The 15,257-nt window shown below is 63.8% G+C and carries 11 protein-coding genes; 5 read left to right on the top strand and 6 right to left on the bottom strand.

Annotation, left to right across the window (positions count from 1 at the left end; all coding sequences use genetic code 11):
• Positions 1 to 70: 70 nt before the first annotated feature.
• From AC0L58_RS07965 to AC0L58_RS07945, 5 genes are all read right to left on the bottom strand, one after another.
• Positions 71 to 2,617 carry a DEAD/DEAH box helicase family protein gene (locus tag AC0L58_RS07965; RefSeq protein WP_473688364.1) on the bottom strand — a complete coding sequence of 849 codons (2,547 nt, stop codon included), beginning with the start codon at positions 2,615 to 2,617 and terminating at the stop codon, positions 71 to 73.
• A complete protein-coding gene (locus tag AC0L58_RS07960; protein WP_473688362.1) occupies positions 2,614 to 4,233 on the bottom strand; it encodes an Eco57I restriction-modification methylase domain-containing protein in 1,620 nt (539 codons plus the stop codon). The genes AC0L58_RS07965 and AC0L58_RS07960 overlap by 4 nt, the downstream gene beginning before the upstream one ends.
• 2 nt (positions 4,234 to 4,235) lie before the next feature.
• Positions 4,236 to 4,934, bottom strand: coding sequence for a hypothetical protein (locus AC0L58_RS07955; RefSeq protein WP_473688360.1), 699 nt, complete (start codon positions 4,932 to 4,934; stop codon positions 4,236 to 4,238).
• 488 nt (positions 4,935 to 5,422) lie between these two features.
• Complete coding sequence (locus AC0L58_RS07950) at positions 5,423 to 6,253, bottom strand: ABC transporter ATP-binding protein (RefSeq protein ID WP_473688358.1); 831 nt, start codon at positions 6,251 to 6,253, stop codon at positions 5,423 to 5,425.
• A gap of 73 nt (positions 6,254 to 6,326) precedes the next feature.
• Entirely contained in the window at positions 6,327 to 7,460 is a 1,134-nt protein-coding gene (locus AC0L58_RS07945; protein WP_473688356.1) for a hypothetical protein, read from the bottom strand.
• A 353-nt stretch (positions 7,461 to 7,813) separates the two neighbouring features.
• Here AC0L58_RS07945 and AC0L58_RS07940 point away from each other — a divergent pair, with 353 nt between their 5' ends.
• From AC0L58_RS07940 to AC0L58_RS07920, 5 genes are all read left to right on the top strand, one after another.
• Entirely contained in the window at positions 7,814 to 10,237 is a 2,424-nt protein-coding gene (locus AC0L58_RS07940) for a DEAD/DEAH box helicase (RefSeq protein ID WP_473688354.1), read from the top strand.
• Positions 10,234 to 11,100, top strand: a complete 867-nt coding sequence (locus tag AC0L58_RS07935) for a ribonuclease H-like domain-containing protein (protein WP_473688352.1) — start codon at positions 10,234 to 10,236, stop codon at positions 11,098 to 11,100. The genes AC0L58_RS07940 and AC0L58_RS07935 overlap by 4 nt, the downstream gene beginning before the upstream one ends.
• An 85-nt stretch (positions 11,101 to 11,185) precedes the next feature.
• Complete coding sequence (locus AC0L58_RS07930; RefSeq protein ID WP_473688350.1) at positions 11,186 to 11,614, top strand: Sbal_3080 family lipoprotein; 429 nt, start codon at positions 11,186 to 11,188, stop codon at positions 11,612 to 11,614.
• A 102-nt stretch (positions 11,615 to 11,716) separates the two neighbouring features.
• Positions 11,717 to 12,280, top strand: coding sequence for a cold shock domain-containing protein (locus AC0L58_RS07925; RefSeq protein WP_473688348.1), 564 nt, complete (start codon positions 11,717 to 11,719; stop codon positions 12,278 to 12,280).
• 98 nt (positions 12,281 to 12,378) lie between these two features.
• On the top strand, positions 12,379 to 12,717 hold the full coding sequence (locus tag AC0L58_RS07920) for a TfoX/Sxy family protein (RefSeq protein WP_473688346.1): 339 nt from the start codon (positions 12,379 to 12,381) through the stop codon (positions 12,715 to 12,717).
• A 1,053-nt stretch (positions 12,718 to 13,770) separates the two neighbouring features.
• Here the strand turns inward: AC0L58_RS07920 and AC0L58_RS07915 are convergent.
• Positions 13,771 to 15,222 carry a pyridoxal phosphate-dependent decarboxylase family protein gene (locus tag AC0L58_RS07915; RefSeq protein ID WP_473688344.1) on the bottom strand — a complete coding sequence of 484 codons (1,452 nt, stop codon included), beginning with the start codon at positions 15,220 to 15,222 and terminating at the stop codon, positions 13,771 to 13,773.
• Positions 15,223 to 15,257 lie beyond the last annotated feature (35 nt).

Genomic DNA, 15,257 nt, shown 5'->3' with positions numbered 1-15,257 from the left:
ATCGGAGCAGGCTCAATCGCCCCACACTTCGGATTCGAAAAAATTGGTCGTTGGCGCTTGGCCAGTGCTCTCACGCTGGCGTTTCAGGATCATCTGCAACGTGGCCGGCAACTGTCGTGTCCCAGAGGCCAAACCGTACATCATGGGGCATTGGCTTGACGGCATCGGCATAGTGCAGGCTCGCGTCCTCGAATGCCTTGAATTGGTAGATGGCTGCGTCCATGTGCTGGCGATTGAACAGGCCCAGCTTGCTCAACAGCTGGAAGTCGCTGACAGTGAGGCCAGTGACCCGCTCGAACAATGCGGAATCCAGCGACTCGATGACGTGCTTGAGCGCTTCTTCGCGGAATTCGGTGACATACATGAACACCGGGATCTTGGCGAGAAACTTCTGCAATTTCTCGCGAATCTCCTTGCGCTTCTTGGCTGTCTCTGACTGCTCTTTCCTCTGGCCTTCATCCAGTTGGCCACCCTGTTCTCGCTTCGCTTTCTTGAGGTTCTTGGTGGACGTGATGACCTGTTGGGCGTTCTCCGCCAGCGCACGGAAGTCTTCGATCTGCTCCAATGCCTGCAGCAAGTCTGGGTACTCAAGGATCGCACCCAGCGTGTGTTCGTTGACGTCAACCAGCAACGGCGAATTCCAACGGGCTGCCAGGGCGGAAGCGCCGACGCCAGCAGTGGCCCAGTCCATCACCGCCTGCGCATCCAGCTTGAGCATCTGGCCGCCCTCGAATGCGAAAATCGGCAGATAGTTGATGAGTTGGCCGACTGCCTCCGCTGGCGTGACTTCGCCGGTTCCGCCGAGGCGGACGCCGTACTCGGCGACCAGCGACAGCGCGCGGTTGGGATCAAACTCGAAGACGTAGCAGGTTTCCTTTTTGACCTGCAGATTTCCCTCGGCGTCGCGTTGTGCCCACGGCGACTGCACCCGAAATGCGGCCTGAAAATAGGACTCCGGCGATTTCAGCGAGCGCAGCATGAAGATCGCACCCCACTGGGGTACGGTCACGCCGGTCAACAACTTGCCGCAGGACAACGTGATGGAACCATGGCGCCCTTTCCCGGCAGCCGTGCCGATGGCGACTTCGACGGGCGGCAATGCGGCCGCGCCCTGACCAGCTGCGTTGCCCGCCGCGACGACGATTTCGAAATCGCTGAAAAACTTGTGTTCGTGCAACAGGTCGCGCATCGCGTAACAGGAGGCGACGTCGGCCATGTACCAGACGGTGTTCTTTACTGCATGCTCGAAATCGGGCGACTCGAAGGGAAACGGAGCCTTCTTGCCCGCCGCCAACACCTGCATCTTCATCTGCCCGGCCAGCTTGCCGCGCAGCATCTGCAGAAACTCCGATACTCGTGCCGGAACATCGAAAACACAGGCGCCCGGATCGGTCAGTTTGGCCACCGATTCCACCCGGCTCGCCTTGAAGTACTCGGTGAGGGAAAAGCCATTGAACTCGCCGTCGTCCGCCCACGCCTCCGCCTCCGAGCCCATCCGGTAGGAATACATTTCCATGCGCGGCAGTTCGCGGTAGGGGTTGGGACCGTCGGTCTGGTTCCAGTGTTCTTTTGCGGACTGCTCGTCGATGTACGTCCAGTTGAAGATCTGGTCTTCGGTGAACTCGCCATTGGTGATCGCACGGAACGGCGTGCCGGACAGGTAGAGGTAGTGTCTGGCGCTCAGGCCCAGGTCGTCATCGGTGACCTGTTCGTCCGGCTCTTCCCGCTCAGCCGTATCCGATTCGCTCGGGTCGTAAAGGTCACGGGCCGATTCGCGCCAGGCACCAAAGTGGTACTCGTCAATGACAATGGCGTCCCACTCGATCAAATGGATCGATTCGTTGTGGAACTTGATGTGGCCGTCGGCGGTGCGACCGTTGAGGTCCTGAAACGAGGCGAACCAGACCTGCGGTTCATTGGCGTCGGCCGCCTTGACCCGCTCGGGAATGGCAGTGTCGCGGTCGATGAAACGCCAACCTGCAAAATCGACGTGGTTGAGCAAGTCGTCGCGCCACGCCGCCTGCACGGCGGGCTTGTAAGTCAGCACCAACACCTTATTCCAACCCATCGCGCGGGCGAGCTGGTAACTGGTGAAGGTCTTGCCGAAACGCATTTTGGCGTTCCACAAAAACTTCGGCGCGTGACCATTGGTCGTGCCGCCTACCTCGCCTTTCGCATGACGCCGGAAGTATTCAGCGGTGCGCTCCACCGCTTGCTTCTGTTCCGGCCGCATCCTGAAAGTTTCGGTCCGGGTCGGGTCGAAAGCGGCACCGGTCCTGACCTTGTGGATCGCTGCCTTGACCTCGTCGAGCGTGGCCTCGAACCATTCACCGCCCGGTCGTTTGATGCCAGCGGCGACAAGTGCATGGTGCACGTCGTGATCACTGAACTCGCTGCCATCTTCGCGAGTGGCCGGTTCGTCAAGCAGAATGCTCACGCCTTTCAGATCCGGGTAGGCTGTTCCGAGCTGCTGCCTGATACGTGCCCGCGCGGATCGCTTCGTGGTCTGCCCGACCTTGATCAGGCCCCGTCCCGCAGTCACCGTGTGCCCTATGGTGCGCTGCCAATCCGTATCGTCCTTGCCGATTACGGTGTAGGCGTAGATGCGGTTGGTCACTCGTCCTCCTCCTCGCGCACCGGACCGGGCCGGTACTTTGCGCCGCCGGGGAGGTGGCTGGCCGGAATCGGCGAGTCGAGCGACAGGTTGACGCTGCGCGGCTTGATGGTTTTCTCGATGTAGTCGCGCTCTTCCTGCGTGAGCTTGAAACGGTCGTAAAGATCCTCGTCAGTCCAGCGGCGATTCATGTCAAGCATCGGGACGAAACGGAAGCGGTCGGGCGTTACATGCTGCGTGGTCTTGCGCTGAAGAACCAGGAAGCGCACAAACTTGGTAGCCAAGTAGTACGCGAAGTTCTCGGTTTCAGCGCGAGTATCGAACAGCCCCACAATGAAATAGGTTTGGGTGCAAGCTGAACCGGGGGCGAGCGCAATCGGTTCTCCCAGAACAACGTCTACGATGTCGCCATCGCCATCCACCGGCGTGTCTCCACTGGAGGCCATCGGCAGAATAACCTTCCAGCGACCTATCAATTCGTGATTACGCTGGATTTGGTCAGGGCGGCTGTAGCCCACTTTAGTGGCGTAGATCAGCGGAACTGCCCCAGGAAACGGAATTGACACGCTCCCTGGGTAATTCGACCGCATGGTAAGGCCAAACGGCTTTGTGACTGTACATTGAGACTCAACCCGCGCCTGCACGTCACTGACTTTGCGGATGATGCTTATCGCTCGGTTGTCCCGAACAAGCACCCCATCGCCCGCTCGAAGGTCGCGAAGCATTGTGGATCGGATTACTCCATCCACGCGTGACGAAAACTCGCAGTCGCTTACATGGTTGCGATCCCAAAGGAAGTACGACACTCCACCACGTATCTTGACCCCGGGAAAGCAGTCAAAAATCTTGGGATTGTCGACCAGCACTCGAATGCGTCGGTCAGCGATCATTTTGGCCCTGTATTCGTCGAGTCCCTTGCCGCCACTGAACCAACGCGAAGGGGTAATCATCAGAATGTACCTCGGGTCCAGGTCGATCGCCTTCGTCACGAATTGGTGATAGATCGTCGACGCGGTGGCGCCAAAGCCTTCTGTACCCACCTGATACGGCGGGTTCCCGACAATCACATCGAATTTCATGGCGGACATCTCCTTGGTCGGGTACGTCCCATGGATAAAGGCATAGGCATAATTCTCGCGTCTGTCACCGCGCTCCAGATCTTCCGGTGCACCGCATACGTTGCACCGGCCATGCTTGAACGTGTGCTCGGTAGGTATAAACGCAATATTCCCAGACTCGCTTTCGAAGCGCACAACGCTGTGTTCGCTTGATGCATCACGCGAGCAGTAAACGCTGCGGCGCGCAATCTGCCCGGTCATTTCGGTGACCGAACTGCCATAGAGCATGTGGCGAAAAATGTGCTCGCGGCGCTTTTCAAAATCGGGCTGCCACCCGGCCAGTCCGTCGAGCAGCCGCGCCGCAATTTCGCGCAGGAATACGCCGGATTTGCAGCCCGGATCGAGCCACTTGTAGTCCGGCTTCGACCATACCTCGGCAGGCAGCAGGTCGAGCATGGCGCGGGCAAGCTTGGGCGGCGTCGGCACCTCGTCATTGGACAATTGCGCGAGGCAGTCGAGAATGTCTGGGACGTGATCCTTGTGTCGCACTGTGGTCGGCATGCTCAGCCCCCCTTGCTGATGGCAGTCACCATGGTGGATCGGGTCGGCCCCGGATTGGCCGCGAGCTGGGTGTAATGCACCGGCACCTGATCGAGCTTGGGTTCCGGCTCCGGGTTGAATAGATCGGGCTCACACTTGGCCTGGGCGGAATCGTCGAGCATCGACCAGGTCCGCATGAACACGCCGCCGCGCCCCGGCTGATAGTCGATCACTTCGGTGGTCGCTGCGTCCGCGAGAAAGTCCGCGTGGATTATGTTGCTCTCCACAATGGCACGTGCCGCGGAAGCGAAGCCATCGGAAGGCGCGACAGTATTGGCATCGTTGTTGTAGTGCGAACGCAGCAACTCGATCAATCGCTGCCGGGACTCCTCCACGTTGTCGGCGCAAATATCCACGCCGTAGATGGACGCCAACGCGCGCAACAACCAATGCTCGTAGCGAGGAACCGAGCGGACCCGACTGAAGCGAACGCCGGCGAGCTTGCGCCGCAGGATTTCCTCAAGAAAGTTTCCCGAGCCACACGCGGGTTCGAGAAACTTTACATCGACCTGCCGGGTGGATGCCGCAGGAAACATGTCGGGAATGAGGTCCAGCATGGCGTTGACCTCACGCTCATGGGTATAGACCTCCGCCAAGTCGCGGACGCGTTCGCGCGTCTTGATCTGGCCCCCAGGGTGGCGCCGCGGCACGTACATATCCATCACCTGCGAATCATCCCCCAACGCTCAATCCAGCAATCTTAGCCGCAACCGTCTCACATGCCGCGACCAGGTCCGTCACGATGCGCGCCTCCACATCCAGCACGCCTTCATATTCCGCAACGTTTCGCATGTGGTGGCACTTGTCGAGCACGCGCCACACCTCCGGGCCGAGGCCTAGTGTGTGAGGCTACACCTGGAACACGATGTAGCGATGATTCGCGCGATAGCCCAGACGCCGCGATGCGGCCAGACATAGTGCATCAAAACCGGGGTCAGGTCAGAGTGCACTTTTTTGAGAAAGATGATTCACAAAGTCCACTCTGACCCCTGTTTTGCTCTGGCGGTGCCGGGCTGCAACCGGCAACCCACACGCAGCACGATAGAAACGCTGTTGGCCAAACCCGCATGGTCGTCCATTCCCCCTGATCCTTGCCAGAGCATACCGCCGCGCGGGCTTCATGGCACCGACCGGGCTCGCGCCTGAAGTCTCACGCGGGTGTCGCGGCGTAGTAGTCGCCGTGCCTGCTTACCCGGATGGATGCACCGAAAGCGGCGGAGAGTGCTGCGTCGGTGAGCAGCTCGGCCTTGCGGCCCTGCTGCAGCACCTGCCGATCGCGGAGCAGGATCAGTTGCTCGATCTCGGGCAGGATTTCCTCCACGTGGTGGGTCACCAGCAACAAGGTGGTTCCCTGCCGCGCGATCTGGCGCAGGCTCTCCAGCAGTTGTCGGCGGCTGACCATGTCGAGGCCGGCGCCTGGTTCGTCCATCAGCAGGGCGCGGGGTCGATGCACCAGGGCGCGTGCAATCAACACGCGTTGCGTTTCGCCAGTGGACAACGTGGCCATCGCCCGTCCCACCAGGTGGCTGGCCTCAATGTGCTGCAGGGCTTCCCGCGCGCGCTCACGCATCGCGGCCGTGGGCACTTGCCGGTCGGTGACGCCACGCGTGGCGAAGAAGCCGGACAGCACGGCGTCGAACACTTCCAGCGGCGGATGGCTCGCGTAGTCGCGCTGTACCGAGGGCGAAACAATGCCGAGCAGCCCGCGCAAAGCCTCGACGTGCCAGCGCTCGCGGCCGAAGATGCGCACGCTGCCGCGGCCGTCGGCACGCGCCATCGGATACAGCTCGCGCGCCACCAGTTTCACCAGGCTCGACTTGCCCGAGCCGTTGGGCCCGAGGATCGCCGTGTGCTGACCCGCGGCCACGCGCAGCGTCAGTCCGTCCAGTACGCGCTGGTCGCCGCGCATCACGCTGGCATCGTCGATTTCCAGCAAGGCTGCGTCGGGATCGGGGTGTGAAGTGGGGCTGTCGTCGCTCATGGGTGCCACCTTGCCTGCTCGGCGAGCACGCGGCAATGCGGTGGGCGGCATTATCCGGTCAGCGTCGCCCTGCTCAGCCTGTCTTCCGGGTGCGCGGTGCCCACGGCGCGGCGCGCCAGCAAGCGTAGAAATATTCGCTGAGCTGTTTGTGCACCACATGGATGGGCAGGCTGAAACCATCGCGGAAGGCGTCGTTGCGTCCGTCGACCCATGCACCGAATTTCCATGCGGACACCAGGTCCACCAGGTCGGCCGGTGGATAGGAACGTCGGATCACCAGCGCGTTGCCTTCCACCGTGGTGCCGTTGTCGGGGCTGCCCAGGATGGCCTTGTCATCGAGCTGGAAATACGAGCGCGCATGGCGCGCGGCAATTTGCCGGGCGCGCTCGCTGCCCACTTCATCGAACGCGGTGACCGTGGTCTTTCCGGGCTGGCACTGGATCGTGAGCCGATGGCTTCCGCGCCGGCCGGTCTGTCGAAGTTCCAGGGTGGGGATCGGCGAGGACAACTGCGCCGTGACGGTCAACGGAAGCTTGCCGTTGTTGGCCAGTCCGGTGGCGATAAGTCGGTCCGCCGTGATCCAGGCGATGCCGGATGCGGGGCTGCCCGCCGCCGCGGCAAGCTGGCGGGCGTCGATGCCCATGGCCGTCAGGAACGCGGTTACACGCGACGGGGTGGCGGTCGAGTTGCTGTGGGTGAGCGCATCGTGACTAAAACCCATGCGATCCCTGCCGCTGGGCGCCCATCGATACAGGCCGCCCAACCAGGCATAGACACAGGCGTCGACGCATACGGCGGTTTTGGCGGCCACGCTGGCGTGTTTCGGAAGCCGCGGCGTACCCAGGTGGGTGGCCATGCCCTGCTTGCGGAACAGACGGCCCAGCGCGATGCCCGCCGTCACGTCACCGCCGTCGCTGCTGAGATAGACGTCCGAACCGGGTGGAATGCGCCCGGATTGGACCATCGCCTGCAACCGTTGCGGCGCATGGGCGTCGATCTCGCCGTGCAGGTACACCTGGGGATGCCCGGTCATGGCGAGCGTCATGCGGTCGTTGAATATGCGGATTTTCAGCGGCCCGCGCGACATCGAATGGGCCGCCGCCTGTGCCGGTACGCCGAGCAGACCGAACCCGAGCGCCAGCACCGGAAGGATGCGCGCGGCGGCGCGAGGGCGGCACGCGTGACGGTCGGCTGGGTCGGGATGCACGCAAGGCTCCTGCTGCCAAATCGGCGAGTGTGTCAGTTCAGCGATGTCCGGTAAATGAATGCTTCGGGTGCCGGCGGCAACTGGTCCACATGATCCCGTTTCCCCTTCGTCAGCGCTGGCAGCCCTCCGGTGATGAGCGACGCTGCGGGGACAGGCCGATCCAGACCTTTGCCCGTCTTTCCGGCGAATACTGGAATCCAGCGCCTTCATGCAGTTGCGCAGGCACTGGATCGCGGCGTTCGCCGGACAACGGCTTGTTCGGACCCTGTCTGCCCAGGTTCAGGCGGCCGACGTCTCACGCGGTGAGACGACTTCCCGGCCTAATCGGGCGATACCCCCGTGGATGCCGACCGATGAATGCCCTGCCCGACCGTTACGCCACCGACGAGCTTGTATTGCGCGATCCGGGTGACGGCCGATCACTGGCCCAGCGGCTATCCAAACGCTATGCAGCGCGCATCACCGGAGCATTCGTGGTGCCCGGGCGCGAAGGCGCGTTCGCACCGTTGCCCGAGGACCTGCCCGAGGCGCTGGCCAACGCACTGCGCACGCGCGGCATCGACCAGCTCTACAGCCACCAGGCGCAGGCGTGGCATGCGGCCCGGTCTGGCGCGCACGTGGCTATCGTCACGCCCACCGCGTCGGGCAAGTCGCTGTGCTACACGCTGCCGGTGATCAGCGCGGCCATGCAGAATCGCGCGAAGGCGCTGTATCTGTTTCCGACCAAGGCGCTGGCGCAGGACCAGGTGGCCGAGCTGCTGGAGTTGAACCAGGCCGGCGAGCTGGGCGTGAAGGCGTTCACGTTCGACGGAGACACGCCGGGCGATGCGCGCCAGGCCATCCGTCTGCACGGCGACATCGTGGTCAGCAACCCGGACATGCTGCACCAGGCGATCCTGCCGCATCACACCAAGTGGGCGCAGTTCTTCGAGAACCTGCGCTATGTGGTGATCGACGAGGTGCACACCTATCGCGGCGTGTTCGGCTCGCACGTGGCCAACGTGATCCGTCGGCTGAAGCGCGTGTGCGCGTTCTACGGCGTGACGCCGCAGTTCATCCTGTGCTCGGCGACCATCGGCAACCCGCGCGAACACGCCGAGGCACTGATCGAGGACGTCGTCACCGCGATCACCGAAAGCGGCGCGCCGACCGGCGACAAGCATGTGCTGCTGTGGAACCCGCCGGTGGTCAATCCCGATCTGGGCCTGCGCGCGTCGGCGCGTTCGCAGACCAACCGGATTGCCCGGCTGGCGATCAAGTCGGGCATGAAGACGCTGGTGTTCGCACAGTCGCGCAGCATGGTCGAGGTGCTGACCAAGTACCTGAAGGACGTGTTCGACCACGATCCGCGCAAGCCGCCACGCATCCGCGCCTATCGCGGCGGTTACCTGCCGAAGGAGCGTCGCGCGGCCGAGCGGGCGATGCGTGAAGGCAGCATCGACGGCGTGGTCAGCACATCGGCGCTGGAGCTGGGCGTGGACATCGGCAGCCTCGACGTGGTGGTGCTCAACGGCTACCCCGGTTCGGTCGCCGCCACCTGGCAGCGCTTCGGGCGTGCCGGGCGGCGCCAGCAATCCGCGCTGGGCGTGCTGGTGGCCAGCTCCGATCCGCTCGATCAATACCTGGTGCGCCACCCCGAGTTCTTCCAGGACGCCACGCCGGAACACGCACGCATCCAGCCCGACCAACCGCTGATCCTGCTCGACCACATCCGCTGCGCCGCTTTCGAGCTGCCGTTCGTAGGCGACGAGATGTTCGGCACCGAGGTCGCCACGCCCTGGCTGGACCTGCTGGGCGAGGAAGGCGTACTGCATCGCGAGGGCGATCGCTGGGAATGGATCGCCGACAGTTACCCCGCCATCGCGGTGTCGCTGCGCTCGGTCGCCGATGGCAACTTCGTGGTGGTCGACCGCACCGACGGACGCCAGACCATCATCGCCGAAGTCGATTATTCCGCTGCGGCGGTGACTTTGTATGAAGGCGCGATCCACATGATCCAGTCGCTGCCCTACCAGGTCGAACGGCTGGACTGGGAAGGCCGCAAGGCCTATGTCACGCGCACCCAGGTCGATTACTACACCGACGCGATCGACTACACCAAGCTCAAGGTGCTGGACTGCTTCGACAGCTCGCACGCTGGATGCGGTCACGCCCACCACGGCGAGGTACACGTGGTGCGACGCGTGCCCGGCTACAAGAAGATCCGCTTCTACTCGCACGAAAACATCGGCTACGGCCCGGTCAACCTGCCCGACCAGGAACTCCACACCACGGCGGTGTGGTGGCAATTGCCGCAGGCGGTGCTGGAGGCCGCGTTCGAGCAGCGCCAGCAGGCGCTGGATGGTTTCCTCGGCGCCGCATACGCGTTGCACATCGTGGCCACGGTGGCGGTGATGGCCGAAGCGCGCGACCTGCAGAAATCCGTGGGCAGCGGCGACGGCGCCTGGTTTGTCAGCGCCGACCTCAGCGGCCGCGGCCAACTGCGCGGCAGCGACGGCCAGCCGGCCGCACTGGCACCGGATGCGCCGTTCACACCGACTGTGTATTTGTACGATGCGTTTCCGGGCGGCATCGGTCACAGCGAGCCGCTGTTCCAGCGCCGCGAAGATCTGGTGGCCAAGGCCGTCACCCTGATCGAGCGCTGCGATTGCCGCGCCGGCTGTCCTGCCTGCGTAGGCCCGGTGCTGGCCGCCGACGAACTGGCTGTCGACGACGCGGCCGCGGCCACGCCCAAAGCGCTGGCGCTGCGCGTGCTGGCCTTGCTGGTGGCACTGTGAGCGTGCTCGCCGAGCGGATGCGCAAGCTGCGCGCGGAAGCTGGCCGAGCTTCGGCGACGTTGGCACCTGCCCCGCCGCAACCTCCCCGCGCTACCGCCAGCGCAATCGTTCCCGCACCCCAACGGGTGCTCTCCCCGGAGCTGCGCCGCCTTCTGCAGCGCCACGCGCAACAGAAACGCGGCCCGAGCACGCTGTCGTCCAGTGACCGCGATGTGCCCGGCGTCGAGATCGCGCCGGGCCTGCGCTACACCGAAGAGTTCGCCGACTGGCTCGACCCGCCGGCCATCATCGATGCCGGCTTCGCCCGGATGGAGCCAGTCCATCACCAGCGCCTGCTGCATTTCGACACCGAGACCACCGGCCTGGCCGGCGGCACCGGCACCCGCGCCTTCATGATCGGCGCCGCCGACTGGATCGACCGCCGCTTCCGCATCCGCCAACTCACCCTCACCACGATGGCGGCAGAGACAGCGATGCTGCGCCGGTTCGCCGAATGGTTGAACGAAGACACCGTGCTCGTCAGCTACAACGGCAAATGCTACGACGCGCCGCTGCTGGCCACCCGCTACCGCCTCGCCCGCCTGCCCAATCCGCTGGCTGGCCTGGGTCATCTGGATTTGCTGCATCCGGTACGCCGCCACTGGAAACAGCAATGGCCCAATTGCCGCCTGGCCACCGCCGAACGCCAGTTGCTCGGCGTGGTGCGCGAAGACGACCTGCCCGGCTCCGAAGCCCCCGCGGCATGGCTCACCTACTTGCGCGGTGGCTCGGCCCGGAACCTCCGGCGGGTGGCCGCGCATAACGTGCAGGATCTCAAGAGTCTGGCGGGCGTGCTGCTGAGGATGGCGGCGATGCCACGTTGATGTGTCGGCTTGAGGTGCAAACCACTTCCGTCGCCACTATTATTTTCCGGTCGGCGATCGGATTCGCTGAAAACAGGGGAATAAGATGAAGTACTTGCTTGCAGCAAGCTTGATGCTGGCACTCGCGGCGTGCACCAGTGTGAAAGTGAAACCGGTCGACGCCAGTATTGCCATGAAGCGCGTATGCATTCACACCAATCCTGCCGTGAAGGTCGACGATTTCGTCATGGTGATGCAGGACGGATTTCAGCGCCACGGCATTGCGGCGGAAGTGTACGACGGCAATCCGCCCGCATCCTGCGAATACGTGGTCGACTACACCGCACTTCGGTCGTGGGACTTCAAGCCCTACCTCTCCCACGCCGAAATACGCATTACGGAACACGGCCGGCTGGTAGCGTCTGCCACCTATCACCTCAACGGCAAGGGTGGCTTCGACATGGGCAAGTGGAGAGGCACGAAGGCGAAGATGGATCCGGTCATGGACAAGCTGTTGGCCGGCTTTCATCCATAGACGACGTGCGCGGGGCGGAAGCCTGGCCACCACGCCTGCGCTTCCCATCAACCAGGTTCGCATCGTCATATGCCGCGACATTCAGGAGTCGGAGACCTGTATATGCGAACTCACGGCAAGCTTGTGAACTGGAACGACGAGCGAGGGTTCGGTTTCATCGAACCGTCCTCCGGCACCGAGGAAGTTTTTGTCCACGTCTCCGCCTTTCCGTGTGACAACGTTCGCCCGCGAGTCGGCGAATTCATCTCGTTCGACATCGACCAGCGCGCAGACGGCAAGAAGCAGGCGCTGCGCGTAATGCGACCCGGCACACGGACTCCCGAAGCGAAGCGCTCTGATCCAAAACCAGCCACAGCAGTTGAGCGAGGCCAACTTGTCACCTTGATCAGCGTGTTGCTTGTGGCCGCCCTGGGTTGGTATGCCTATGCCAGGCTGGTGGCTGATCGAATCACACCGCCGGCGCCCGTCGGGCAATCCATCGCTCATCCCACGCGGGCACCGGCCTCACTTGGGTCGCGATGTGATGGACGCACACGATGCTCCCAGATGACGTCGTGCGCCGAGGCGACCTATTTCATCAAACAATGCCCCGGCACAGAAATGGATGGCGACGGCGATGGTGTGCCGTGTGAGAGTCAATGGTGTGGAAGTTCCTGGGCGCACTGAGTGGCAGGTCAAGGGGGATCTGATCGTCATCGCACAGAGTCCAGGTCTGACACGCCCTATTCGTGGAGACACAAACGTTTCGCCAGAGGTAGCAAGCAATGGCAACCGACAAGACTTTCGTGGACTACGTCCTGGAGCAGGCCGACCTTGGCGACGCGCTCACGTACAAGAAGCTGTTTGGCGAGTACGCGCTCCATCACGCGGGCAAGTTGGTCGCTTTTGCCTGCGACAACAGTCTTTTCATCAAGCCCAGTTCGGCCTCCAAGACGCTGGCACCGGATCTTCCGCAGGGCCCGCCGTATCCGGGCGCCAAGGATTATCCGGTTGCCGACGAGCTGCTGGATGAGCCGGACATCTTGAGAGAGCTGTTGCTGGCAACGTCGACAGCGCTGCCCTTGCCGAAGCCGAAAAAGCCGCGCCGCTTGCGAGGGGGATAACCGCGCCATATGCACGGCCGCGACGTGACGTTCGCTTCCCCTGCATAGCGGGGGAAGCTGCCCGGAGGGCTGATGGGGGGCTTTTGCTGTGTCGCATGAAGATCAAGAGCACCCCCATCCGCCTTCGGCACCTTCCCCCGCTACGCAGGGGAAGGAAAGCCACTGCGCCGCGCGCAGGATCGCGACCGTGCCGTCGCTTCCCCTGCACGCGGGGGAAGCTGCCCGAAGGGCTGATGGGGGCTTTCGCTGTGTCGCATGAAGATCAAGAGCGCCCCTTCCGCCTTCGGCACCTTCCCCCGCTACGCAGGAGAAGGAAAGCCACTGCGCCGCACGCATGCTCGCGACCGTGCCTTCGCTTCCCCTGCACAGCGGGGGAAGCTGCCCGGAGGGCTGATGGGGGGCTTTTGCTGTGTCGCATGAAGATCAAGAGCGCCCCCTTCCGCCTTCGGCACCTTCCCCCGCTGCGCGGGGGAAGGAAAGCCACTGCGCCGCGCGCAGGATCGCGACCGTGCCTTCGCTTCCCCTGCATAGCGGGGGAAGCTGCCCGGAGGGCTGATGGGGGGCTTTTGCTGTGCCGCATGAAGATCAAGAGCGCCCCTTCCGCCTTCGGCACCTTCCCCCGCTGCGCAGGGGAAGGAAAGCAAATGCGCCGCACGCATGCTCGCGACCGTGCCTTCGCTTCCCCAGCACAGCGGGGGAAGCTGCCCGAAGGGCTGATGGGGGCTTTCGCTGTGTCGCATGAAGATCAAGAGCGCCCCCTTCCGCCTTCGGCACCTTCCCTCGCTGCGCGGGGGAAGGGAAACCACTGCCCCGCGCGCAGGATCGCGACCGTGCCTTCGCTTCCCTTGCACAGCGGGGGAAGCTGCCTGGAGGGCTGATGGGGGGCTTTTGCTGTGCCGCATGAAGATCAAGAGCGCCCCCTTCCGCCTTCGGCACCTTCCCCCGCTTCGCGGGGGAAGGGAAACCACTGCGCCGCGCGCAGAATCGCGACCGTGCCGTCGCTTCCCCTGCATCGCGGGGGAAGGAAAGCAGGCGCGGAAGTGGCGTCGATGCCTACTTGTTCACAGGGTCGGCGAGTAGCTTCGCGACTTCTTCGGCCAGCTGTTGTACGCAGAGTGCCATCTCGGCGCGCCGGGTCCGGAAGCTCAGCACGCATACGCGTCCGAGGTATCGCTCGCCGACCGTGGCCCCGGTGAGCATGATCTGGCCGCGGGCGGTGATTCGAGCCATCAGCAGGCGGGTGGCGCTGTTCTGTGCCGCGGGTGTGTCCAGTCCCGGACCTTCGAGATGGAAGGCGAACAAGGAAAGTTGTGGCGCGGCGTCCATCACGATGCCTGGAATGCGTGAAATCTGTTCGGCCGCCCAGACGGCCAGCTCGCGCTTTTCGGCCAGCGCGGCGCGATAACGCGCGGCGCCAAAGAACTTCAGGGTGAGCCAGATGCGCAGGCCGGGAAAGCCGCGCGACAGATCCGGGCCGTATTGCGCCGGATCGTAGAACTCGCTCTGGTTGTCGGGCAGGTAGCCGGCGGTCGATGAATGCAAGGCGCGCAGCGCTTCGCCGTCGCGGACCAGCAACGCGCCGGTGCCGTAAGGCATGAACAAACCCTTGTGCGGATCGAGGGTGAGCGAGTCCGCGCGCGGCAAGCCGGCCAGCAGGGGTCGCAGTGCCGGCACCATGTGGAAGAAGCCGCCGTAGGCGCCATCCACGTGGTGCCACAGGCCCTCGCGCGCGGCCAGATCGGACACGGCGTTGATCGGATCGACGGCGCCGGTGTTGGTGGTGCCGGCGGTGGAGAACACCATGAACGGCTTGAGCCCGGCCGCGCGATCCGCCGCGATGGCGCGTTCGAGATCGTCCACACGCATGCGGAAGTCGGTGTCCACGTCGATGACGCGCACGCGATCGTGCGCGATGCCGGCCAGCTTCGCGGCCTTGGCGATGCAGTGGTGCGATTGCGAAGACACGTACAGCGTGCCGGAACGGATGTCGTTGCCCAGCAGCTTTTCGCGGGCGCAGGCGATCGCGTTGAACATGGCCATCGAGCCGCCCGTGGTGAACAGCCCGCGGGCTGTCGCCGGAAACTGCATCCACTCGCGCAACCAGTCCAGCGCATTGGCCTCCAGTTGCACCAGGGCCGGCGCCGCCTGCCAGATGCCGGTGTAGCGATTGGTGGTATTGGCGATCAGATCGGCCAGTGCCGCCGGATAGATGCCGCCGCCCGGGATATAGGCCAGGTAGCCCGGTGCGGGCGTGCCGAACGAGCGCGGAATCCATTCGTTGAACAACGGGTCGAGCAGCGCATCGAGCGCGGCGCCCTGCTCGGGCGCGCTCTCGCGCATCGAGCGACACAGCGTCTCGATGTCGGTGAAGTCACCGCAGATCGGCGCGTCCCGCAGCGCGCTCAGGTGCGCTACCGCTCGCGCGAGCACAGACTCGCCCATCGCCTGCATCTCGCCCGCCGACAACTCAAGGTTCGCCGGGTCATCTTTCGCATTTCCGTTCAAGCCTTTGTCCTCCACAGTCGCCTATGTCGGGTGGC

The organism is Rhodanobacter sp. G2-10 (genome assembly GCF_055809185.1).
Note: the sequence above shows the minus strand (reverse complement) of the source record. Positions and strands in the feature narration are given on the sequence as shown.